General features: G+C 50.4%; 22 protein-coding genes and 1 riboswitch. Of the genes, 16 read left to right on the forward strand and 6 right to left on the reverse strand.

Annotated elements, in window-relative coordinates; all coding sequences use genetic code 11:
• Nucleotides 1–8: 8 nt before the first annotated feature.
• Genes slmA through Q8M75_RS03275 form a run of 4 tightly spaced genes read left to right on the forward strand, consistent with a single transcriptional unit; the run spans nt 9 to nt 3,703 of the window.
• Complete coding sequence (slmA, locus tag Q8M75_RS03260) at nt 9–659, forward strand: nucleoid occlusion factor SlmA (protein ID WP_305486129.1); 651 nt, start codon at nt 9–11, stop codon at nt 657–659.
• Nucleotides 656–1,795 carry a homoserine O-acetyltransferase gene (locus Q8M75_RS03265; RefSeq protein ID WP_305486131.1) on the forward strand — a complete coding sequence of 380 codons (1,140 nt, stop codon included), beginning with the start codon at nt 656–658 and terminating at the stop codon, nt 1,793–1,795. The genes slmA and Q8M75_RS03265 overlap by 4 nt, the downstream gene beginning before the upstream one ends.
• Nucleotides 1,792–2,373: a methionine biosynthesis protein MetW gene (metW, locus tag Q8M75_RS03270; RefSeq protein ID WP_108469886.1), complete on the forward strand. Its 582-nt coding sequence runs from the start codon at nt 1,792–1,794 to the stop codon at nt 2,371–2,373. The genes Q8M75_RS03265 and metW overlap by 4 nt, the downstream gene beginning before the upstream one ends.
• Nucleotides 2,363–3,703 (forward strand): AmpG family muropeptide MFS transporter, encoded by a 1,341-nt coding sequence (locus Q8M75_RS03275; RefSeq protein WP_371131741.1) that lies wholly within the window; start codon nt 2,363–2,365, stop codon nt 3,701–3,703. Before metW ends, Q8M75_RS03275 begins: the two co-directional genes overlap by 11 nt.
• Here Q8M75_RS03275 and Q8M75_RS03280 read toward each other — a convergent pair.
• Nucleotides 3,700–4,482, reverse strand: coding sequence for an exodeoxyribonuclease III (locus Q8M75_RS03280; RefSeq protein WP_305486134.1), 783 nt, complete (start codon nt 4,480–4,482; stop codon nt 3,700–3,702). The two genes, Q8M75_RS03275 and Q8M75_RS03280, sit on opposite strands and share 4 nt — an antisense overlap.
• A gap of 8 nt (nt 4,483–4,490) precedes the next feature.
• Between Q8M75_RS03280 and pyrE the strand changes: the two genes are divergently transcribed.
• Complete coding sequence (pyrE, locus tag Q8M75_RS03285) at nt 4,491–5,168, forward strand: orotate phosphoribosyltransferase (RefSeq protein WP_305486136.1); 678 nt, start codon at nt 4,491–4,493, stop codon at nt 5,166–5,168.
• Here the strand turns inward: pyrE and dapF are convergent.
• The 3 genes from dapF to Q8M75_RS03300 form a co-directional block, all read right to left on the reverse strand.
• Entirely contained in the window at nt 5,155–6,015 is an 861-nt protein-coding gene (gene dapF, locus Q8M75_RS03290) for a diaminopimelate epimerase (RefSeq protein ID WP_305488151.1), read from the reverse strand. The genes pyrE and dapF overlap by 14 nt on opposite strands.
• Before the next feature lie 64 nt (nt 6,016–6,079).
• On the reverse strand, nt 6,080–6,976 hold the full coding sequence (locus tag Q8M75_RS03295; protein WP_305486138.1) for a lipid A biosynthesis acyltransferase: 897 nt from the start codon (nt 6,974–6,976) through the stop codon (nt 6,080–6,082).
• A 12-nt stretch (nt 6,977–6,988) separates the two neighbouring features.
• Nucleotides 6,989–7,846 (reverse strand): lysophospholipid acyltransferase family protein, encoded by an 858-nt coding sequence (locus Q8M75_RS03300; RefSeq protein WP_305486140.1) that lies wholly within the window; start codon nt 7,844–7,846, stop codon nt 6,989–6,991.
• Between the two features lie 200 nt (nt 7,847–8,046).
• Between Q8M75_RS03300 and metK the strand changes: the two genes are divergently transcribed.
• From metK to metF, 3 genes are all read left to right on the forward strand, one after another.
• The gene (metK, locus tag Q8M75_RS03305) at nt 8,047–9,213 is read left to right on the forward strand and encodes a methionine adenosyltransferase (protein ID WP_108469880.1); all 1,167 of its coding nucleotides are present in this window, start codon (nt 8,047–8,049) and stop codon (nt 9,211–9,213) included.
• A gap of 66 nt (nt 9,214–9,279) precedes the next feature.
• Nucleotides 9,280–9,384, forward strand: a riboswitch (S-adenosyl-L-homocysteine riboswitch).
• Nucleotides 9,385–9,447: 63 nt separating this feature from the next.
• Nucleotides 9,448–10,899, forward strand: coding sequence for an adenosylhomocysteinase (ahcY, locus tag Q8M75_RS03310; RefSeq protein ID WP_305486144.1), 1,452 nt, complete (start codon nt 9,448–9,450; stop codon nt 10,897–10,899).
• Between the two features lie 29 nt (nt 10,900–10,928).
• On the forward strand, nt 10,929–11,762 hold the full coding sequence (gene metF / locus Q8M75_RS03315; RefSeq protein ID WP_305486147.1) for a methylenetetrahydrofolate reductase [NAD(P)H]: 834 nt from the start codon (nt 10,929–10,931) through the stop codon (nt 11,760–11,762).
• Here the strand turns inward: metF and Q8M75_RS03320 are convergent.
• Complete coding sequence (locus tag Q8M75_RS03320; protein ID WP_305486149.1) at nt 11,759–12,397, reverse strand: 5-formyltetrahydrofolate cyclo-ligase; 639 nt, start codon at nt 12,395–12,397, stop codon at nt 11,759–11,761. The two genes, metF and Q8M75_RS03320, sit on opposite strands and share 4 nt — an antisense overlap.
• A 128-nt stretch (nt 12,398–12,525) precedes the next feature.
• On the opposite strand from Q8M75_RS03320, the gene Q8M75_RS03325 reads away from it, so the two are divergent.
• Genes Q8M75_RS03325 through Q8M75_RS03335 form a run of 3 tightly spaced genes read left to right on the forward strand, consistent with a single transcriptional unit; the run spans nt 12,526 to nt 16,468 of the window.
• Nucleotides 12,526–14,430, forward strand: a complete 1,905-nt coding sequence (locus Q8M75_RS03325) for a lytic transglycosylase domain-containing protein (protein WP_305486152.1) — start codon at nt 12,526–12,528, stop codon at nt 14,428–14,430.
• A complete protein-coding gene (locus Q8M75_RS03330; protein ID WP_305486155.1) occupies nt 14,427–15,338 on the forward strand; it encodes a complex I NDUFA9 subunit family protein in 912 nt (303 codons plus the stop codon). The genes Q8M75_RS03325 and Q8M75_RS03330 overlap by 4 nt, the downstream gene beginning before the upstream one ends.
• A complete protein-coding gene (locus tag Q8M75_RS03335) occupies nt 15,335–16,468 on the forward strand; it encodes a polynucleotide adenylyltransferase (RefSeq protein ID WP_305486158.1) in 1,134 nt (377 codons plus the stop codon). The genes Q8M75_RS03330 and Q8M75_RS03335 overlap by 4 nt, the downstream gene beginning before the upstream one ends.
• Here Q8M75_RS03335 and Q8M75_RS03340 read toward each other — a convergent pair.
• A complete protein-coding gene (locus tag Q8M75_RS03340; RefSeq protein ID WP_305486160.1) occupies nt 16,436–17,608 on the reverse strand; it encodes a class I SAM-dependent methyltransferase in 1,173 nt (390 codons plus the stop codon). The two genes, Q8M75_RS03335 and Q8M75_RS03340, sit on opposite strands and share 33 nt — an antisense overlap.
• 36 nt (nt 17,609–17,644) lie before the next feature.
• Between Q8M75_RS03340 and Q8M75_RS03345 the strand changes: the two genes are divergently transcribed.
• From Q8M75_RS03345 to glmS, 5 genes are read left to right on the forward strand one after another with little or no spacing between them, the layout of a single operon-like run.
• Nucleotides 17,645–18,466: an SDR family oxidoreductase gene (locus tag Q8M75_RS03345; protein ID WP_305486163.1), complete on the forward strand. Its 822-nt coding sequence runs from the start codon at nt 17,645–17,647 to the stop codon at nt 18,464–18,466.
• 10 nt (nt 18,467–18,476) lie between these two features.
• Nucleotides 18,477–18,878, forward strand: a complete 402-nt coding sequence (locus Q8M75_RS03350; protein ID WP_108469872.1) for a dihydroneopterin aldolase — start codon at nt 18,477–18,479, stop codon at nt 18,876–18,878.
• Nucleotides 18,879–18,887: 9 nt separating this feature from the next.
• Nucleotides 18,888–19,799, forward strand: a complete 912-nt coding sequence (gene ttcA, locus Q8M75_RS03355; RefSeq protein WP_305486166.1) for a tRNA 2-thiocytidine(32) synthetase TtcA — start codon at nt 18,888–18,890, stop codon at nt 19,797–19,799.
• Between the two features lie 4 nt (nt 19,800–19,803).
• Nucleotides 19,804–21,276, forward strand: coding sequence for a bifunctional UDP-N-acetylglucosamine diphosphorylase/glucosamine-1-phosphate N-acetyltransferase GlmU (gene glmU, locus Q8M75_RS03360; RefSeq protein ID WP_305486169.1), 1,473 nt, complete (start codon nt 19,804–19,806; stop codon nt 21,274–21,276).
• Nucleotides 21,276–23,108: a glutamine--fructose-6-phosphate transaminase (isomerizing) gene (glmS, locus tag Q8M75_RS03365; protein ID WP_305486172.1), complete on the forward strand. Its 1,833-nt coding sequence runs from the start codon at nt 21,276–21,278 to the stop codon at nt 23,106–23,108. The genes glmU and glmS overlap by 1 nt, the downstream gene beginning before the upstream one ends.
• Nucleotides 23,109–23,167: the final 59 nt, after the last annotated feature.

Consider the following 23,167-nt stretch of genomic DNA (forward strand, 5'->3'; position numbering starts at 1 on the left):
AATCAGTCATGAGCACAAAACCACCCAACGACGATGTGAGCGCAGAAGCGCCAGCAGAAGAAAAGACGCGCAAGCGGCCGCGTCCGGGTGAACGTCGCTTGCAAATCTTGCAAGTGCTGGCGGAGATGCTGCAAAACCCACGGGGTGAGCGCGTAACCACTGCTGCATTGGCAGCGAAAATTGATGTCTCTGAGGCTGCGCTGTATCGCCATTTTGCAAGTAAGGCGCAGATGTTTGAGGGCCTCATCGCTTTTATCGAGCAGACCGTCTTTGGTTTAATTAACCAGATCAATCAAAAAGAAGAGTCGGGTTTGGCGCAGACCCGTGGCATTTTGCAAATGCTCTTGGTGTTTGCGGAAAAAAATCCGGGCATGACGCGCGTGCTGTTGGGCGATGCCTTACTCCAGGAAGATGATCGCCTGCAGGATCGCATTTCTCAAGTGCTCGACCGAGTAGAGGCATCCCTCAAACAATCCCTGCGTATTGGCCAGTCACAAGGTAGTGCGCCAGGAAATGCAGGCCAAGATGACGTTGCGGTTCGTGCTGCTTTATTAATGAGCTTTGTGCTGGGCCGCTGGCATCGCTTTGCGCGCAGCGGTTTTAAAAAGTTGCCAACTGAGGCATCCGAGATTAGCCTTCGTATCTTGCTTGCAGAATGAGTGATCTCCATCTCTCACGAAATACCATCCATTTTGCAGAATCCCTACCCTTACAAAGTGGAGCGATTCTCAGTAATTACAACCTAGTTATTGAAACCTACGGTAAGCTCAATAGCGATAAGAGTAATGCCATTTTGATTTGCCATGCACTCAATGCATCGCATCACGTAGCTGGACCTGATCCAGAAAATCCATCGGATATCGGCTGGTGGGACAACATGATTGGGCCAGGAAAGCCAATCGACACCAATCGTTTTTTTGTGATCGGCGTTAACAATTTAGGTTCGTGCTTCGGCTCCACAGGACCCATGAGCGTGAATCCCGAAACCAATAAGCCCTATGGGGCAGATTTCCCGGTAGTGACGGTAGAGGATTGGGTCAATACGCAAGCCAGACTAGCCGATAAATTAGGTATTCGTCGCTTTGCTGCTGTCATGGGCGGCAGCTTAGGCGGCATGCAGGCAATGGCGTGGGCGATTCAGTTTCCCAAGCGCCTAGGGCACTGCATCGTGATTGCATCGACCCCCAAATTGAGCGCTCAGAATATTGCGTTTAATGAAGTGGCGCGCAATGCCATTTTGTCGGATCCCGATTTTCATGGCGGCAACTACTACGCCCATGGCGTGGTACCCAAAAGTGGTTTGCGCCTGGCCCGTATGGTTGGCCACATTACTTATCTGTCAGACGATGACATGGCTGAAAAGTTTGGACGGGAGTTGCAACGCCCGGCTGGCGCGCCCGATGAGTATCGCTTTAGTTTTGATGTGGAGTTTGAGGTTGAGAGTTACTTGCGCTATCAAGGCGACAAGTTTTCGAGCTACTTTGATGCCAATACTTATCTTCTCATCACCCGCGCCTTAGATTATTTTGATCCTGCGCGCCGCTATGGAGGTAGTTTGAGTCGTGCCCTAGCTGAAGTACAAGCCCAGTTTCTGATCATTAGTTTTTCAACCGATTGGCGCTTTCCGCCCAATCGCAGCAGGGAAATTGTTGAGGCCCTGCTTAGCAATAAGCGCGAGGTATCGTATGCCGAGATTGATGCGCCGCATGGGCATGATGCATTTTTGTTAGATGATGCCCGGTACCATAATTTAGTGCGTGCTTATTTCAAAAAAATTGCTGAGGTGCTGCCATGATGCGCGCTGATTTTGCCGCGATTGCCAACTGGGTTGCGCCGCAAAGCCAAGTGCTCGACTTGGGTTGTGGAGATGGCAGCTTTTTGGCTTTTTTGCAAACCCAAAAACCGGTGCATGCCTATGGTGTTGAGATCGATGACCAAAGAGTATTGGCCTGCGTGCAAAAAGGCCTCAATGTGATTCAGCAGGATTTGGAAGGGGGTTTAGCTCTCTTTGAAGATAAAAGTTTTGATACGGTTGTGTTATCGCAAACCGTACAAACGATTCACCAGACTGAAAAAATTCTTTCTGAAATCGTTCGCGTCGGAAAAGAGTGCGTCATCTCCTTCCCGAATTTCGGCCATTGGTCGCATCGCCTCGCCGTTGCAATGGGACACATGCCCGTATCTAAGTCGCTGCCCTACGCTTGGTTTGATACGCCCAATGTGCGTGTTTTAACCATTGCTGATTTTGAGGGGCTGGCACACCGACTGGGATTAGACATTTTGGATCGCGTTGTTTTGCACGAAGGCCGCCCAATCACCTGGGCCGCTAATCTACTGGGCAGCTTAGCCATTTACCGTATTCGTGGCACTTAATTCAATCCGTTCTTGGGCAAGTGATTTTCGGGTTTACCTGGAATGGCCTTGCCTGCGGATGCTGTTCTTGGGTTTTTCTGCGGGGCTCCCACTTCTACTCGTCCTAGGCACGCTGAGTTTTTGGTTGCGAGAAGCGGGCATTGATCGCAGCACCATTGGTTACCTCACCTGGATTGGCCTGATCTATGCAGGCAAGTGGTTATGGGCCCCTTTAGTGGATCGCCTACCGATTCCGTTTTTAGGTCGATTGCTGGGACGCCGTCGCAGTTGGTTGATCTTTGCCCAAACTATCATTGTTCTTGGCTTATTGGGCATGGCGAGCTTAGACCCCAAGCTTGCGATTACCCCAGTGGTGTGGTGCGCCTTACTGGTGGCATTTGGCTCTGCGACACAAGACATTGCGCTAGATGCATTCCGGATTGAGTCTGCCGACAGTGATCGACAAGCCGCATTAGCTGCAACGTATCAAACGGGATATCGCCTTGCCTTGATTTGGTCAGGCGCAGGCGTGCTGTGGTTAGCGGCTCGCGTTGAGACAGGCGCGGGCTACGATGCCAGTGCATGGCAATTTGCTTATGTGGTCATGGCCTTTTCGATTAGCGTTGGCCTTATTACAACCCTCTTGAGCAAGGAGCCGGCACGCATTGAGTTGGCTAAGGCTCGCAATGCAAAAGCATGGTTGCATCAAACGCTCATTGAACCTTTTTCAGAATTCATTACCCGCTACGGTTGGCATGCCATTGTCATCTTAGGACTAATCGCAATCTATCGGATTAGTGACATTGTGATGGGGATTATGGCAAATCCATTTTATGTAGACATGGGCTACACCAAAGATGAAGTGGCCGCAGTGAGCAAAGTGTTTGGCGTGATCATGACCTTGCTTGGCGCCTTTATTGGCGGCGTATTGGCACTCCGGTTTGGGGTGATGCGCATTTTGTTTTTGGGAGCCGTTTTATCTGCCGTTAGTAATCTACTCTTTGCTTGGCTGGCAACCCAAGGCCATGATTTGACTGGATTGGTTTGGGTTATTTCTGCAGACAACCTCAGCTCTGGAATTGCGACTGCAGCCTTTATTGCATTTTTATCCTCATTAACGAACATCCAGTATTCAGCAACCCAATACGCCTTATTCAGCTCGATGATGCTCTTGGCACCAAAATGGTTGGCCGGATTTTCTGGGGTGTTTGTGGATGCCTTTGGATACCCTATCTTTTTTATTAGCACCGCCATTATTGGTGTGCCAGTGCTTTTACTAATCTGGCTGGTGATTCATTTCAATTTAGTGCAATTCAAAAAACAGGAATCAGCGACGATCCCTATCGATTAAATCGACCAGTCATAGTCGACGACTAAGGGCGCATGATCCGAGAAGCGCTCTTGCTTGAAGATGGAAGTCGTTTTAGCTGATGCCGCAATTTTCGCAGTCGCGATCTGGTAATCAATCCGCCACCCGACGTTCTTGGCGTAGGCTTGACCTCGCTGGCTCCACCAGGTGTAGCAGGCATCGGTCGTATCGGGTTCGAGTTTGCGATAAACGTCGACGTATCCAATTTCGCCAAAGAGACGCGTTAACCAAGCACGCTCTTCCGGTAAAAATCCGGAATTCTTTAGATTGCCTTTCCAGTTCTTTAAATCCGCCTCGTGGTGCGCAATGTTGACATCCCCGCATAGGACGATTTCACGGCCACTGCGCTTGAGTGCAATCAGATGGGGCATGAATGCCTCAAGGTAACGAAACTTGGCTTCCTGGCGCTCTGGCGAGCTGGAGCCGGAAGGCATGTACACCGAGATAACCGAAAGGGTTTTATAGCGGGCCTCAACGTAACGTCCCTCGGCATCAAACTCGGGATTACCAAAACCGTAAATGATGTCATCCGGTTGGTGCGGGGTATAGATCCCGCAGCCGCTGTAGCCTTTTTTCTCGGCACAGTGAAAGAAGCCCAGCAGATCGCCGGGGCGCATGAGGTCTTCATCCAGATCGGGCTCTTGGGCCTTGAGTTCTTGCATACAAATGAAGTCCGCCTTTTGCTGGAGCGCCCAAGGAATAAAGCCTTTTTTGGCTGCAGAACGGATACCGTTGAGGTTCGCTGAAATGATGCGTAACATGGAGGCCTATGAACTCTAAAAATGTAAATCAATTCGACTTTATCCGTTTTGCCCTAGAGGCTCAGGTTTTATCGTTTGGTGAGTTTAAAACCAAAGCCGGTCGTCAATCCCCTTATTTTTTTAATGCCGGCGGCTTTAGTGATGGCGCCTTGCTCGGGGCCTTGGGTAAGTACTACGCCAATGCCTTGCTCGAATCCGGCGTTGCATTCGACATGCTGTATGGCCCTGCTTATAAAGGCATCACCTTGGCTGCCGCAACCGCAATTGCCTTGGCCAGTCAAAATAAAAATGTTCCGTTTGCTTACAACCGCAAAGAGGCAAAAGACCATGGCGAGGGCGGCACTTTGGTGGGCGCACCGGTTAAGGGCCGGGTGGTGATTATTGATGATGTGATTTCAGCAGGCACGTCCGTGCGAGAGTCCGTGGAATTGATTCGAGCTGCCGGTGCAGAGCCTGCAGCGGTTTTGATTGCTCTCGATCGAATGGAGCGCTCAGGCAATGCAATCGATATTGGTGAGCACTCTGCGGTTCAGAGTGTTGAGCACGAGTTTGGCATCCCGGTGATTGCGATTGCTAATTTGAGTAATCTGATGGACTACCTCGATGCGTCTAAGGACACTGCTTTACAGAAATACCTTCCGGCCGTGACAGCCTACCGCAAGCAATACGGGATCAAGGCAGGGTAAATTCGCCCTCAAAGACGGTGCTAGCTGGCCCGGTCATGATGACCGATTGCGCAGCGCCATCGCGAACTCCGGCCCATGCAATAGTCAGCTCCCCTCCGTGCGTTTGCACGCGCACTGGGGAGTCAAGCAAGCCTCTGCGAATCCCCGAGACCACTGCAGCGCAAGCGCCGGTACCGCATGCCAGGGTTTCTCCTGCGCCACGTTCATAGACGCGTAACTTGATGGCATTGCGATTCAGTACTTGCATGTAGCCAGCATTCACGCGCTGTGGAAAGGCGGAGTGGCTTTCAATGCGCGGGCCCTCTTGGGTGACAGGCGCGCTATCAACATCCATCACAACCTGCACGGCGTGCGGGTTACCCATTGACAGCACGCCAATCCAATCATCATGCCCGCCTGGATTTGAACCAATGGGCAGGGCGTAGAGGGTTTCATGAAACTCGATTTTGCTCGCTAAATTTTCAGCGTGAAATGGAATGCGATCGTGTTCAAAGATGGGCGCTCCCATATCGACTTGGACTTGTCCATCGGGAAGCGCCTCGAGTGTCAAGACCGTATGCGCAACTTCTACCCGCAGTGGGTTTTTGCTCGATAGCTTTTTATCCAATACATAGCGCACGAAGCAGCGCGAACCATTGCCGCATTGCTCAACTTCGCCACCATCGGAATTAAAAATACGATACCGAAAGTCAGCATCAGAGCGAGTTGCTTTTTCAATCAACAGAATTTGATCGGCCCCAATGCCAAATTGGCGATGGGCTAGCTGACGCCATTCCTCTTTAGTAATGGTGCTGAGATCCTGATCGATGCCATTGAGCACAATAAAGTCATTGCCTGCCCCATGCATTTTGGTAAAGCGCAGTGTGCGTTTTAAGTCAGTACTCAAGCGGTGTTCCGTTCCGGATGGTCAATTAATACAAGCTTGCTTCGCCAGGTGGGCGATGCTTAAAGCGTTTATGTACCCAATAGTACTCTGCAGGCCTTTCGCGAACAAGCGCTTCGATGCATTGGTTGAGGCGGGCGGCATCGTTGCTGGGATCGTCGCTTGGGAAGTTTTCCAGGGGCGCACTGATGCGGCAAACATAGCCGCTGCGATTCGCATTTAAGGTAGTCGTCATCAAGCAGACCTCGGCGCCGCTCAATTGGGCCAAGCGCGATACTGAGGTAATGGTGCTGGTTTGAATGCCAAAAAAAGGAACAAACACGGAATCGCGTGGTCCCAGATCAATATCTGGCGCAATGAAGATGAAATTCCCGGTTTGGATTTCTCGAATCAGGTCGCGCAAACGGCTTTGCCGCTCAATCGACTTACCACCAAAACGATTACGCCACTCAATCATCTTTTGATTGAAAAATGGGTTCTTCATTTTTTGGTACAGTCCTGCGCCGCCCATCCAGCCCCGTTCTTTTGCCATCACGGAAAGGGCCATGAAGCCCCCTTCTAAACCAACGAAATGCGGATTGATTAATAGCCTTGGTTTGCGATCACCGAGCGGGATTGCGGATTCAATTTCGACCATTGCCTGAATTTGCGCCCCAGTGCCGAGCCAGATCCGGCTACGCTCAATCACGCTGCGACCAAATAGCTTCCAGTGCTCCAGCGCAAGGGCGTTGATTTCATCGTCAGATAGAGACGGAAAGCAAAGTCGCAGATTCGTTTTGACGACGTGTGCACGCTCGTTCGGAATATGCGCTGCCAACCAGCCCAAACCATAACCAATCGGAACAATGATGGCGTAGGGCAAAAAGGCAAACAAGCGCAAGAGGCTGAGCGCTAAAAAATTAAAGATGGTTTGGGACCAGGTCATCTCAAATTCAATCTAGTGTGGTGGTGGCTCAGCCCCAAGGGGGTGTTTAAAGCGGTTGTAAGCCCAAATAAACTGCTCGGGTGCGATTAAGATTGCTGCCTCGATTGCTGCGTTGAGTTCGTTGCAAGATATCCCTGGATCTTCCGAGAAGGCATCAAGGCGACTTGCTTGCATGAGCCAGCCTTCGCCAAGCCCTTTGCGTTTGGCAGTAAACATCACTACAGGCGTATGGTGCCGATTTGCAAGGCGTGCTGGCAGGGTGGTTGTGTAAGCTGGACGCCCAAAAAAAGAAGCCCAAATGCCATCACCGCCGCTGGGCACTTGATCCGGAAGAATGCCAATGGCCTCTCCTCGTGTCAGTGCGCGGGTCATTTGACGCACCCCTTGCAGGTTTGTTGGTACAAAATGCATATTTGGATAGGCCCTGCCGCCCTCGATAACGTCGTTTAGCCAGTCTTGTCGTGCTGGCCGATACAAAATCGTGGCCGGAAAGTGCTGTGCGAGCACGCGCGGAATAATTTCAAAGCCACCGAAGTGGGGTGTGAGCATGACTAAACCATGCCCCTCATTGATCGCTTTATCCACCACCTCCCAGTTGCTAATTTCAGTCGAAGAAAGGGCTTTGCTGGGATTACGCCATATCCATAAGCTGTCAGAGAACAGCATTCCGGAGGCACAGGCCGCCGACCAAATACGTACTGGGAAGTGATTTTGCGTCGCAGCAGAAAGGTAATGTTGCTTAAAGAGGCTGCGATAGTGCTTTGATCCAACAAATGCCAGTAAACCCAGCGCACCCCCAATGACCTGCGCAAAACCTAGCGGCATCGCTGCAATGGTGTGGAGCATGAGCTTAAAAAGTAGGGTACGCACCCCATCATCATATTCAATCCCTTAAAGGATCAGGCTAATTCTGAATTTTGCCCAAATCACGAAGTTCGGATAGAATCCTCCCATCGCCGAGTTAAGACAACTTGCGGGGCGATTAAAAATTCTGCTAAAGCGTCGCCGTTGTGGTTCCTGGCACGTCGAGTTGTCCTACTGATCGTGTTAATTTTTAAAGGAAAAACGCAATGGCAAATGATTATTTCTTCACCTCAGAATCAGTTTCTGAAGGCCACCCCGATAAAGTTGCAGACCAAATCTCCGATGCGATTTTGGACGCCATTTTGGCCCAAGATCCCAAGGCTCGAGTTGCAGCAGAAACGCTTTGCAATACGGGCCTAGTTGTCCTTGCAGGCGAGATTACAACCCACGCGAACGTGGATTACATCCAAGTCGCACGCAATACCTTGCGTGAAATCGGCTATGACAACACCGCTTACGGTATTGACTACAAAGGCTGCGCCGTCTTGGTCGCGTACGACAAGCAGAGCCCAGACATTGCGCAGGGTGTGGATAAGGCCCATGACGACGGTTTAGATCAGGGCGCAGGCGATCAAGGCTTGATGTTTGGTTATGCCTGTGATGAAACTGCAGAGCTCATGCCTTTGCCGATTCACCTATCGCACCGCTTGGTTGAGCGCCAGTCCCAACTTCGCCGCGACGGCCGCTTAACGTGGTTACGCCCAGATGCAAAGTCACAAGTGACGCTGCGTTACGTAAACGGTAAGCCCGACTCAATCGACACCGTAGTCTTATCAACGCAGCACGATGAAGATATTTCCCTCGAGAAATTACGTGAAGCAGTGATTGAAGAAATCATTAAGCCTGTCTTGCCAGCCCATCTGATTAAAGGCGACATTAAGTATTTGGTCAATCCAACCGGTCGCTTTGTGATTGGTGGGCCGCAGGGCGACTGCGGATTAACCGGACGCAAAATTATTGTGGATACCTACGGCGGTGCAGCACCCCACGGCGGCGGCGCATTCTCGGGCAAGGATCCATCGAAGGTTGACCGCTCTGCAGCGTATGCGGGTCGCTACGTGGCGAAAAACGTCGTTGCGGCTGGTTTAGCAACGCGTTGCTTGATTCAGATTTCGTATGCGATTGGCGTAGCAAAGCCAACATCCGTGATGGTGAGTACCTTTGGTACCGGTAAGATTGCCGATGAAAAGATTGCTGCTTTAGTTGCAGAACACTTTGATCTGCGTCCGAAGGGTATTGTCAAAATGCTCGACTTATTGCGCCCGATTTATCGTAAAACCGCAGCGTATGGTCACTTTGGTCGTGAAGAGCCAGAATTTACCTGGGAGCAGTGCGATAAGGCACCAGCCTTACGCGCGGCAGCAGGCCTGTAAAGGCTTTATACCCTTAGGTAGTCGTTGTTAAGCTGTACCTGGCGAAATTGATTACAATTTCGCCATACTCTCAAGGAGCGTTGCAAGGAACATTGCGAACCAATGATTCCCCAGGCTTGAGGGGGCAAGATCCGAACAGGAATTTGCTTTTTGCAACTGCGCTCGCTAACCCATGGCTCAATGGTTGGCGAGTTTTCTTGCCCCAGCATTGATCCGTCCTTAGCTGGAGCATGAATGAATACCGCATCTGATTTCAATTTAAATGATTTTGTAGCAAAACATTGCGCAATCGCCGACATCACCTTGGCTGATTTTGGCCGCAAAGAAATTGCCATTGCCGAAACCGAAATGCCAGGACTGGTTGCGATTCGCGATGAGTTCGCAGCAACTCAGCCACTGCGCGGCGCTCGCATTACGGGTTCACTGCACATGACGATTCAAACGGCAGTGCTGATTGAGACGCTCGAAGCATTGGGCGCCAAAGTACAGTGGGCGTCCTGCAATATTTTCTCAACGCAAGATCATGCTGCCGCAGCGATTGCCGCCAACGGCACTCCCGTATTTGCAATTAAGGGCGAGACCTTAGAGCAGTATTGGGATTACACCCACCGCATTTTTGAGTGGGCAGATGGCGGCTTTACCAATATGATTTTGGATGACGGCGGCGATGCAACATTACTGCTGCATTTGGGTGCAAAGGCAGAAAAAGATCAAGCAGTCTTAAGCAATCCCAGCAGCGAAGAAGAAACTATTTTGTTCTCGACCATTAAGAGCAAGCTAGCGATTGATCCAACCTGGTACTCGACTCGCTTAGCTAAGGTTGAGGGCGTTACGGAAGAGACAACAACCGGCGTGCATCGTTTGTATCAAATGTTTGCTAAAGGCGAGTTACGTTTCCCTGCAATTAATGTGAACGATTCAGTGACCAAGAGCAAGTTTGATAACTTGTATGGCTGCCGTGAGTCTTTAGTTGATGCGATTAAGCGCGCCACCGATGTGATGATTGCCGGTAAAGTCGCCGTGGTCTGCGGTTATGGTGACGTTGGTAAGGGTTCAGCACAAGCCTTGCGCGCCCTGTCCGCTCAGGTTTGGGTTACAGAAGTCGATCCGATCTGCGCATTGCAGGCAGCAATGGAAGGCTATCGCGTTGTCACGATGGATTACGCAGCAGACAAAGCCGATATCTTTGTATCGGCAACCGGCAACTACCATGTGATCACGCATGATCATATGGCGCGCATGAAAGATCAAGCCATTGTTTGTAATATCGGCCACTTTGATAATGAGATTGATATTGCGGGTATTGAAAAATACCGCTGGGAAGAAATTAAACCCCAGGTCGATCACGTGATTTTCCCTGCCATGAATGGCATGCCTGAAAAGCGCCTGATTATTTTGGCAAAAGGCCGCTTAGTTAATTTGGGTTGCGGCACTGGTCACCCATCTTATGTGATGAGCTCTTCGTTTGCGAACCAAGTGATTGCGCAAATTGAATTGTGGGGCGCAGTTGGTACGAAGAAATACCCCGTCGGCGTTTATACCTTGCCAAAACACTTAGATGAAAAAGTAGCGCGCTTGCAGCTGAAGAAGCTCAATGCACAACTGACCGAGTTGAGCGATCAACAGGCCAGCTACATTGGAGTGACAAAGCAAGGCCCATATAAGCCAGAGCATTACCGTTATTAATCGCAGGTGTACTAGATAGGTCAAATGCAATGGAATTGAGCGTCGAATTTTTTCCACCAAAAACACCAGAAGGAGAAAACAAACTCCGTCTGGTGCGTGAGCGCTTTAGTGAATCACTAAGGCCGGCGTTTTACTCCGTTACATTTGGCGCTGGCGGATCAACCCAGTCTGGTACCTTGCAGGTCGTTAGTGAGATTCATGCGGCGGGTGAGTCTGTGGCGCCGCATTTATCGTGCGTTGGTAGTTCGCGTGACAGTGTGCGCGCGATGCTGCATCAGTATCGTGAACTGGGGGTTCGCCGCATCGTTGCCTTGCGTGGCGATTTGCCTTCGGGTATGGGGCAGTATGGTGAGTTCTCGCATGCCAATCAGTTAGTCGAGTTCATTCGTGCGGAGACGGGTGATTGGTTTCATATTGATGTTGCGGCCTACCCGGAGACCCATCCACAGGCAAAATCGCCCGCTTCGGATCTACAGTTTTTTGTAGAGAAAATGAAGGCCGGCGCCAATTCAGCTGTGACGCAATACTTCTTTAATTCGGATGCGTACTTTCGGTTTGTGGAGGACGCGTATGACCTAGGTGTCACTCAACCGATTATTGCGGGGATTATGCCGATCACCAATTGCAGTCAGTTATTACGCTTTTCAGATGCGTGCGGCGCTGAAGTGCCGCGCTGGATTCGCTTGCGCTTGCAATCCTTTGGCGACGATACGGCATCCATCAAATCGTTTGGTGAAGATGTTGTAACCGACTTGTGCGACCAGCTGCTGGTTACCGGTGCGCCTGGTTTGCATTTTTACTCGCTGAACCAGGCCGATGCGGTATTGGCAATTGCTGAGAACCTTAACCTTGGCTCAAATTAAGCGCTTTTAAAGCGTAATCCAGATTCAGTCAGCATGGCATCGAGTGGCTCATCATGGGCCTCTGCTTGCCACTGATTCGGGTTTAATTGCTGCCAGTCATACCCAACCCCAATACAGACGATGCTTGGCTTTGCAGTGCGTAAGTGGGCCAAGGTTCGGTCAAAATAGCCGCCGCCATAGCCCAGCCGCCAATAGTGCATTTGCAGAGGATCTCTGTGGGTATTGCTAGCCCAAGACCAACCGACGCAGGGGATCAAAATGCAGTCGGGCTCAATGGACTTCATTTGGGGATCATTTGGATTGGGCTCTGCAATGCCGTGTTGCTGGCTTACTAATGCATCTCCATCCTGCCAGGAATAAAAATCAAGCCGCTTGTCAGCGCGCATGATGGGCAGGGCTAACTGCCTGCCATGCTTTGCTTTGGCCCAGTCACTGAGGCATTGGCGTAAATCAATTTCCTGCTGAATCGGCCAATACAGTGCAATTGACTCAATCGATTGCAGCTCTGTTGTGAGTGCGAGGCCCAATGCTGCTACGACTGCTTGGTTAGCGGAAGAGGTATTAGGGTCTTGCGCGTACGCAGTGCGTTCACGTAGCAGTCGATTTCGAAGGGCTTTTAAATCAGGGTTTGGCATACGAAATAGTACCAAGCGAGAGTGCAATGAATGAAAAAACAAATAAAAGTTAGACTATAGGGATGACGCCATTTATTCGCATTAATCGCTTTTTTACAGCACTCCCGCTTCTAGGCTCTTTCAGATGGATGCTAACAGCCATTCTGATCTGCTGTGGGCTTTTCATTGCCCAAGAGAGCGTACTGGCAAAAAAACCTGCCAAACCAGCCAATACCCCGCTGGAATTGACCGAGGCAGACAGAACATTCATTGAGTTGCGGGAGGCTGCCCGTAAAAATGATGCTCCGCGTGCCCAGCAGCTTGCGGCCAGTTTGCCCAACTACATCATGAGCGATTACGTCGAGTACTTCAAGATTAAGCCGCAGCTATTTGATGCCGGCGGTATGGCGCGCGCCGAGACAACGGCCGATAGCCAGGTGATGGCGTTTTTAAGTAAGTATGAGGGGACCGCCCTCGCAGATCGTATGCGCAATGATTGGTTGCTGGTATTAGGAAAGCGCAAAGACTGGCGTGCGTTTGATGCGGAATACCCCAAATTTGTATTGGACGACGATACCTCAGTGAAATGCTATGCCCTGCAATCCCGTTTGGCCCAAGGTGAAATTGCAGCAAAGACCGCGCACGATGCGCGACTTGTCATGTTGGATCCTAAGTTTTATGGTCAAGGCTGTCAGGAATTAGTGCCCTTGTTATTGAATGCCGGAGCCATTACGCCAGCCGAAGCAAAGGCCTATGGCCGTAGTGCTGCCGAAATGGGACTCGAGACGATGGGCCGAAAAATGGCGGGAGAAGATCCCATTGGCGAGGTGGTGAAGGCAGCACGAGCTGACCCCGTAAAAGCCTATCGCGACTTTTCGCAAAATGCAGCACGTTACAGCAAAGAAAACCAGGCGGCAGGGTGGGGTGTCATTGGTCAATTTTTAGCCAAGCGCCAAGATCTGAGGGCAGATGATGTTTTCCGGATGCAGCACGACCTAGGCTTTAGTGAATTACTCTCGACCGAGAGCCAAGAGTGGAAAGTGCGAGCAGCCTTGCGCGCCCAGGATTGGCCCTTGGTGCGGGATGCGATTGAAACCATGAATCCTGCGGTTCGCTCAAAAGATCCTGCGTGGACCTATTGGTATGGGCGAGCACTGGAGGCAACTGGTCAAGCTGCCAAAGGCAAAGAGCAATATGAGCTCATTCATGAACAATTTAATTTTTATGGGCAATTGGCGCGCGAAGAACTTGGTAAGAAAACCCAGATTCCAACGCGAGTTCGGGTAACGGATCAAGAGATCAAGTCCATGACGGAACGCAAAGGCTTTATTCGTGGCGAGCGTTTCTACGCCATGAATTTACGCTTTGAGGGCAATCGCGAATGGAATTGGGAATTGCGCGGTATGAGCGACAAAGAACTTTTGGCTGCCGCCGAATACGCCAAACGTATCCAACTCTATGATCGGACCGTCAACACGGCGGATCGAACCAAGGCGGAGCATGACTTCACCTTGCGCTTTCCAACACCCTACCGGGATGAACTTACACCCATCGCCCGCCAAATTGATCTCAATTTAGCGTGGGCTTATGGATTAATTCGGCAGGAGTCGCGTTTCATCATGAATGCCACCTCTTCCGTGGGCGCATCAGGCCTGATGCAAGTCATGCCGAATACAGCTAAGTACGTTGCCAAGAAAATTGGCATGACCTCGTATACGCAGGAAAAGTTAAAAGACACAAACACCAATTTAACTTTGGGAAGTAATTACCTGAATATGGTGCTGGTGGATTTAGATGGGTCGTGGGTACTGGCATCAGCCGCCTACAATGCTGGTCCATCCCGCTCTAAGTTATGGCGCGAGCGCTTAAATGCTCCCGTTGAGGGCGCAATTTTTGCAGAGACAATCCCCTTTCATGAAACCAGATCCTACGTTAAAAACGTGTTGTCAAATGCCAGCTATTACTCGGGAGTGATGACGGGACAAACCATTTCTTTAAAACAGCGCCTTGGAACGATTGCTCCAAAGGCTGCAATGCAAAGTGAGTTGCCATGAAATACGATGTACTTGTCATAGGTGGTAATGGGTTTGTCGGCAGTGTGCTGGTGCGCAGACTGCAACGCGAAGGCTATTCGGTATTGTTGCCAACACGCCATTTGGCAGCAGCACGGGATTTTCGTTTGCTGCCAAGCGTTCATCTAATTCAAGCCGATGTGAATGATCAGGCCACCTTAAATGACTTATGTAGTCAGGTTAAGCCAGGCGGTACCGTCATTAATTTAGTCGGCGTTTTGCATGATCGCCCGGCCAAGCCCTATGGCAAAGTATTTGAGCGTGCCCACGTATTGCTACCAACCCACTGCATCGCTGCAATGAAAGCCAATGGTATCAAGCGCTATTTGCACATGAGCGCATTGGGTGCAGACTCGCACGGACCATCGATGTACCAACGCAGCAAAGGCGATGGTGAAGCTGCTGTCCGGGCCAGCGGATTGGATTGGACTATTTTTAGACCTTCGGTTATTTTTGGACAAGAGGATCAATTCATCAATCTGTTTGCTAACCTAGCAAAAGTGTTTCCAGTGATTCCCTTGGCAAATTCGCAGGCGCTGTTTCAGCCGGTGAGTGTGAATGATGTGGCTGCTGCCTTTGTTGCCTCCATCACGATGAAGCAAACCATTCACCAAACCTATTCTTTGGTTGGACCTGAAGTGCTTAGCATGGCAGAGCTGGTTCGTTTTGCCGCCTTAAAAGCACAAACCACGACGCGGGTTATTCCAATGCCAGCCATCGTTGGTTATCTACAGGCGTTGATGTTCGAATTCTTGCCCGTGCCCACCTTGATGTCGCGAGACAACATTGCATCCATGCAGTTACCCAATGTATTGCCGCCGACAGCAGCAGATGATCTGATCACGACCTTTGGCATATCGCGCCAATCCATTCGGAGTCTGTTGGCTTGAACATATACGCCGTTGGCGGAGCAATACGGGATGCGGTAATGGGTATCCCGGTGAACGACATTGATTATGTGGTGGTTGGAAGCAGTGCAGAGGAAATGATTGCGCTGGGCTACCAGCCGGTTGGCAAAGACTTCCCTGTCTTTTTACATCCCCAGACCCATGCCGAATATGCCTTGGCTCGGACCGAACGAAAGACAGGCATCGGTTACCAGGGATTTCATTTTTATGCCGACCCTTCGGTCACCTTAGAACAAGATTTACAACGGCGCGACCTCACCATTAATGCCATGGCCCAGCGCGTCGATGACACTGGCGCGGGAGTAGGCCCCATCATCGATCCCTATGGCGGTCAAAAGGATATTCAAGCCAAGGTATTCCGCCATGTTTCCGCTGCATTTGCAGAAGACCCGCTGCGTTTATTGCGCATTGCTCGGTTTGCTGCGCGCTTTCCAAACTTTACGATTGCAGCTGAAACACAAGAGGCGCTGCGCGCCATTGTGCAGTCGGGTGAGTTGTCGGCTCTATCACTGGAGCGGGTATGGCAAGAACTCGATCGCGGTATGCGTTCAGCTGAGCCGCTGCGCATGCTTGAAGTGCTTTTGGAGACCGGCGCTGCAGAGCAATTCTTGCCGCAGCCCTTGATTGCAGTTTGCAAGAGTCCACAACTCAAAAAACAATTGGCGAATGACTTTGATTTGTTAGCAGCAAACAAAGTAGCAGACGTCGATTCCGTTTGTGCCGTGCTATTGGCCGATCTCAGTGAAGACGCTATTCGGCAATGGTCCGAAACCACCCGTATGCCACATGGCACCCGCGATTTTGCTGAGCTATTCTCAGCGCTGAAAAAACGCGTGACACAACAAGACTATAGCGCAGGTGACATTATGGCTTGGTTTAACCGAGCCGATGCGTGGCGTAAGCCCGAGCGTGCAGAAAAATTAATCGCACTGGCTGGTGTTTTGGGTTTTCAGGTACAGCGGATTAAAGCTGGCCTAGGAGCAGCGCTGGCCATCGATAGCCAAGCTGTTATTCAGCGCCTTTCGGCAACAGAGCAACAACAAGGTGAACGCATTCGCTCCGCAATTGATGCCGCACGATTACAGGCTGTGGAAGCGATTACGGCCACCTAACCCTGGAAGCATATCTAGCGAGAGTCCGAGCAGATTTTTTTTGAATGCAAAGACTTTAAATAGCTCACCCATCTCTGCTTCTGATAACAATTTTTGTAAGGCATTGGAGACCGGTAAAAAAGCAGTCGCGTTAGCCGGATCCATTTTTTCTAAAACTAAATCACCAATACCTGCTTCTAATAAGAAGTTACCTTGATTGTTGAAATAGATTTCGTCCGCTCCAGCAGTAAGGGCTGCGCTCGAAATGGATGACCACTCCACATGACTCGTTAGGTCGCATAGACCCGGCATATAGAGTGGATCTGTAATGGTATGGTGGCGGTGGTGGGCCATCAATGTCCCTTGCTCACGCTGCGGGTGAAAAAACTCGCTCGCCGGAAATCCGTAATCCAGCGTAATAAAGAGACCACTCCTTAGCGTCTGCGTTAAGGCCCTAATCCAAGCCACACTTTGTGGGTTGATTTCGGTGGTGTAGCCTTCAGCGAAGGGGTGGGTCAGGAGATAGTCTGGTAATAATTGCCGATCGACTACGGACCCGATCTCTAAAGCAAGGGCGCCATTACTAATGACTACCCCTTGTTGGTGCCATTCTCCGTTTTGGTAAACAATGCGTTCGCACGGTATTGCATCAAGCACTTCATTTGCAATGATGACGCCCTCAAATTCACTTGGAAGGGCGCTGAGCCAGTCGATTGCGGTTAAGCACTGCAGATCGTTTTTTGTTTCTTCTAACAAGGTGCGCTGGCGCTGCGCTAAATCGGGAGCGATTTCGAGAATGCCATAGTGGTCCAAGGGAAATTCGAGCTCACTTAGGCGACCAAGGATGGACGCAGCCAACTTCCCTGTTCCGGCGCCAAACTCAAGAATGCGGGTTGGCTTGCCTTGAGATCGGAAGGCCTCTAAGACCGGAAGGATGGCATTCGTCAGGGCCATGCCAAAAAAAGGACTGATTTCTGGGGCGGTAGTGAAGTCCCCACCACTTCCCAATTTATGGGCGCCAGCACTGTAGTAGCCACTGCCCGCTTGGTAAAGGGCCATCTCCATGTAGCGCGAAAAAGGCAAGTAACCCCCATGGGATGCGACTTCTAGGGCAATTTCTGCGCTCAAGCGCGCACTATGCGCTTTTTCAGTGTCGGTCAAGGTAATATCCATAACTCGCTAGTCTAAGAGAAAAACGTGAATTCAAGTTCTGCCTCCGCACCCAAGATCAAAAAATGCGTTTTGGTCACCGGCGCTGCAAAGCGCGTGGGGCAGGCTATTGCCATTCATTTTGCAGAACAAGGCTGGGATGTGGCCGTTCACTATGGGCAGTCAAAAACAGAAGCCGATGAAACGGTTGCCGCGATTCAGAAATTAGGCTCAAGGGCAATGGCGTTTCAAGCTGATTTAGCCAGCGAGTCAGAAATTACCACTCTGTTTCATACTGTTACAGCCAATATGGGCGCGCTGGATTGCATCGTCAATAGCGCATCACAATTTGAGTACGACCGAGCTAGTGCAGAGCCGCAGCTGATTAACACGGCTTTTTTTCAGAAGATGATGCAAGTGAACGTCTTGGCGCCAGTCTTATTAGCGCAGCTGCTCTACCGACAGCAAAAATCCAAGGCAGCGGATCCTTCTTCTACTGGCGATATTCCAGCGGTGATCCAGTTGCTCGATCAAAAGCTCATTAATCTCAATCCCGATTATTTTTCATACACCCTATCGAAGGGCGCGCTCGAGTGTGCGAGTCAGATGATGGCAATCGACTTTGCCCCGTATCTGCGCGTGGTTGGATTGGCGCCCGGCATTTCCTTGCCATCCGGACCGCAGTCCGAGGATGGCTTTAAGGCCGCCCATACAATGACGCCATTAAAGCGCTCATCCACGCCAATCGATATTGCAAAGACGGCTGTTTTTATTGCAGAGTCAAATGCGATTACGGGTACAACGATTTACGTCGATGGAGGCCAGCATTTAATGCCATCATCACGCGATGTTATGTTTAAAACTGAATAGGCTTTACAGAATGCTTGATGCAATGCAGCACCCCTCCTTACTCGATTGCCGCCGCTTGTTTCTGCGGGATTATGAGATTTATATCAATATCGGCGTACATGACTTTGAGAAAAAAGCAGAGCAACGCGTCATTCTGAATATTGATCTGTACATCCCGTTTACGCTCAACACGCCAACAAAAGATACCTTGGATGAAGTGCTCGATTACGACTTCATGCGCGAGACCATTCGGACCCGAGCCCAGAAAGGCCACATCCATTTACAAGAAACCCTCTGCGACGACATTGTTGCTGCCATGCTGGCGCACCCCAATGTGAAAGCAGCCCGCGTCTCAACCGCTAAGCCAGATGTCTATTCCGACTGTCACTCGGTGGGCGTCGAGGTATTTCGTATTAAAGATTCCTTACGCTAAGGTAAGTCAGTGAACGATCCACGTAAAGCCGCTTTTGAAGAAAACAAACTCGAGAAAAAACTGTCTCGCTTAGTTGGTCAGGCGATTGGTGACTTTGGCATGATCGAGGATGGTGACAAAGTGATGGTCTGCGTCTCCGGTGGAAAAGACAGCTACGCTATGCTCGATATTTTGCTAAAGCTGCGCGAGCGGGCACCCATTCAGTTTGATATCGTTGCAGTGAATTTGGATCAGAAGCAACCCAACTTTCCAGCAGAAACATTGCCGAATTATTTAAGCTCTTTGGGTGTGCCATTTCACATTGAAGAGCAAGATACCTACAGTATTGTGAAGCGCGTGATCCCGGAGGGTAAGACAACCTGCGGCTTATGCTCCCGTTTACGGCGCGGTATTTTGTACCGGGTTGCCGATGAATTGGGAGCAACCAAAATTGCCCTTGGCCATCATCGCGACGATATTCTCGAAACCCTATTGCTCAATCTATTTTATGCCGGCAAATTAAAGGGTATGCCACCTAAGTTGCGATCCGATGACGGCAAGCACATCGTGATTCGGCCACTCGCCTATGTTCCTGAAAAATTACTCGAGCGGTATGCCGAAGACATGCAGTTCCCCATCATTCCATGCGATTTGTGTGGCAGCCAGCCCAACCTGCAGCGCGGCGCGATGAAGCAAATGCTGCGCGACTGGGAAAAGAAACACCCAGGCCGGGTAGAAAATCTCTTTCGGGCGATGCACCACATTGTGCCGTCCCATTTAATGGACCGCGAGGCATTTGATTTCACCAATTTAGAGATCGACGGCAGTAATGGTGGAGCCCTTGGTAATTTAGGAGCCAGATCCCCGGGTGATCGCGGAATTGATGAGTCTGAACTGGATGAATTAGCCTGCGGAACCCTGATTCGCGGCGTTTATAATTAATAGCATGAATATTGTCATACTGGCTGCAGGACAGGGAAAGCGGATGAAATCCGCTTTGCCGAAGGTCTTGCAAACTCTCGCCGGTAAACCCTTACTAGAGCATGTTCTCGTCACCGCCAATCAGCTCGTCGGTAAGGCTAAAACAAAACCCTTCGTTGTGATTGGTCATGGCGCAAGTGCCATCACTGCTTACTTAGAGCAGATTCAAAAAAATCATCCAGGACTTGCGGATGCTGTGACGGTGATGCAAAAAGAGCAAAAAGGTACAGGTCATGCCTTGTTGCAAGCGCTGCCTAAGCTCGATCTAGATGAGCCTACTTTAGTTCTTTATGGTGATGTTCCCTTAATTTCCAAAAAAACCCTGATGCGTTTAGTAACCTTAGCCGATGGTAAGCGTGGAAGTGATTCCGCGCTTGCCTTGCTGACGCAGCAAATGGATAACCCAACAGGGTATGGCCGCATCCTGCGTAACGCTGAAGGTGCTGTCATAGGTATTGTTGAGGAAAAGGATGCGGATCGCCACCAAAAAAACATCTCCGAAATTAATACCGGCATCATGGTGTTGCCAAGTGGCCACTTAAAGAAATGGCTGAAATCATTGCGGGCAAGTAATGCGCAAGGCGAGTATTACTTAACGGATGTGATTGTAATGGCTGCGCGAGACAATGTTCCTATTCGCACAGCCCAGGCGGATTTTGAGTGGGAAACCACTGGTGTGAATAGCCGCGATCAATTGGCATCCTTGGAGCGAACCCATCAGCACGTGATTGCGATGCAGTTAATGGAGGCGGGCGTTTCCTTGCTCGATCCGGCTCGCATCGATGTTCGTGGAACCTTGAGTTGCGGCTCGGATGTGGTCATCGATGTGGGATGTGTTTTTGAGGGCGATGTCACACTAGACTCCGGCACATGCGTCGGACCCTATTGCATCGTCCGCAATAGCGCAATTGGCAAACACGTTACGATCCAGGCATTTAGCCATTTAGATGGGGCCGTGGTTGGAACCAATTCCATTATTGGACCCTATGCCCGCTTACGTCCTGGCGCTGATTTAGCAAATGACGTCCACATTGGCAATTTTGTCGAGGTTAAGAACAGTAAGATTAATTCCAATAGCAAAGCAAATCATTTGGCATATGTTGGCGATTCCCTGGTGGGCGCACGCGTCAATATTGGCGCTGGCACCATTACCTGCAATTACGATGGCGTTAATAAACACCAAACCATTATTGAGGACGATGTCTTTATTGGTTCCGATACACAGCTTGTTGCCCCGGTGCGAGTTGGGCGTGGAGCAACTTTAGGTGCGGGTACAACCCTAACTAAAGATGCGCCTGCTAATCAGTTAACGGTATCGCGCGCCAAGCAATTATCGATCCAGTGGCAGCGCCCAGTGAAGCAGGAAAAGAAGACAGTCAGCAAAAAAGCAGCTACCAAAAAAGTAGCCGTTAAAAAAACGGCAAAGGCTAAAAAATAATGTGCGGCATTGTTGGGGCGGCATCACGCAAGAATATTGTTCCTATCCTCATTGAGGGTTTACGTCGCCTCGAGTACCGTGGCTATGACTCCTGCGGATTTGCTGTGATTGATGCGGCAAGTACAAAGCACCCGATTGAGCGGGCGCGGACAACCGCACGGGTTTCTGAGTTGGCTGAGCAAGGCAATCAGTTTCAGGGCACCTTGGGGATCGCCCATACACGCTGGGCAACGCACGGCAAGCCCGATACCCACAATGCCCATCCCCACATATCCAATCAGTTAATTGCAGTGGTGCACAACGGCATTATTGAAAACTACGATGTACTGCGTACCGAGCTGATAGCCGCAGGCTATGCATTTGAGTCAGAAACTGATACCGAAGTCATTGCCCATTTAATTCATCAAACCTATGTTGCGCAATCCACTCGCAACATTGCGCTTGCAGTGCGTGCGGTATTACCGCGTCTGCACGGCGCTTATGCCATTGGCGTGATTGCACAAGATTGCCCTGATGCTTTAATTGGTGCGCGTGTTGGCTCTCCGCTGGTTGTTGCCTTTGGCGAAAATGAAAACTTTATTGCGTCCGATGCCTTAGCGCTGGCAGGTCATGCAAAGACCATGCTGTATTTAGAAGAAGGTGATGTTGCCGTCTTAAAGGCTGATCAGGTCAGTATTAGCGATGGCAATGGTCAACTGGTTCAGCGCGTGCAAAAACCCATGCCAGCACAGGCTGACTCCGTTGATTTGGGCCCATATCAGCATTACATGCAAAAAGAAATTTTTGAGCAGCCCACAGCGATTGCCAATACCCTTGCCAATATCACGCATTTTGGTCCGGATCTCTTTGGTGCGGATCCTAAGGCGTGGCAGGGGTTTGACCAGCTTTTAATTTTGGCGTGTGGCACCAGCTATTACTCGGCTTGCGTTGCAAAGTATTGGCTTGAAGCCATCGCAGGAATGCCGACGCAGGTTGAGATAGCAAGTGAGTATCGCTACCGCACTTCAGTGCCTAATCCCAACACTCTGATTGTGGTGGTGTCGCAGTCGGGCGAGACAGCCGATACCTTGGCCGCCTTACGTCATGCCAAAACACTTGGCCACACCATGACCTTAGCGATTTGTAATGTGGCTAGCAGTGCGATGATTCGTGAAACGAATTGGCGCTTTTTAACGAAGGCCGGCACTGAAATTGGGGTTGCTTCAACCAAAGCGTTTACGACTCAATTGCTTGCCCTCTACTTATTGGCTATGTCCATTGCCAAACGCCAGGGTCGCATTAGTGAATCAGAAGAAAAAAATGCACTAAAGGCTTTGCGGCACTTGCCTAAGGCCTTAATTGCCGTGTTGGCCTTAGAGCCGCAAATCATTGCCTGGAGTGCAGCCTTTGCGCAGTGTGAAAATGCCCTTTTCTTGGGCCGGGGTCTGCACTACCCGATTGCCCTTGAGGGCGCTTTAAAGCTCAAAGAGATTTCTTATATTCATGCAGAAGCCTACCCTGCTGGTGAGTTAAAGCATGGCCCATTGGCATTGGTCACAGAAAAAATGCCAGTAGTGACAGTAGCGCCAAATGATGCCTTGCTTGAAAAACTCAAATCCAATATGCAAGAAGTGAAGGCCCGTGGTGGCCGCTTGTATGTATTTGCAGACCAAGATACTGAAATCGTCAGTAGCGATGGCATTGCCGTGATTCGTTTGCCTGAATACTACGGGGATTTATCGCCCATTTTGCATGTGGTGCCACTGCAATTGCTGGCTTATCACACGGCATGCGCTCGCGAAACCGATGTGGATAAGCCAAGAAATTTAGCAAAAAGCGTGACCGTCGAATAAGCCCGTACGCTTTGCGCAGTTGGATTACCTCTAAGCCGTTGCCATTCAAGCTGTAATGC

It is taken from the genome of Polynucleobacter sp., assembly GCF_030693775.1.
GTDB lineage: Bacteria > Pseudomonadota > Gammaproteobacteria > Burkholderiales > Burkholderiaceae > Polynucleobacter.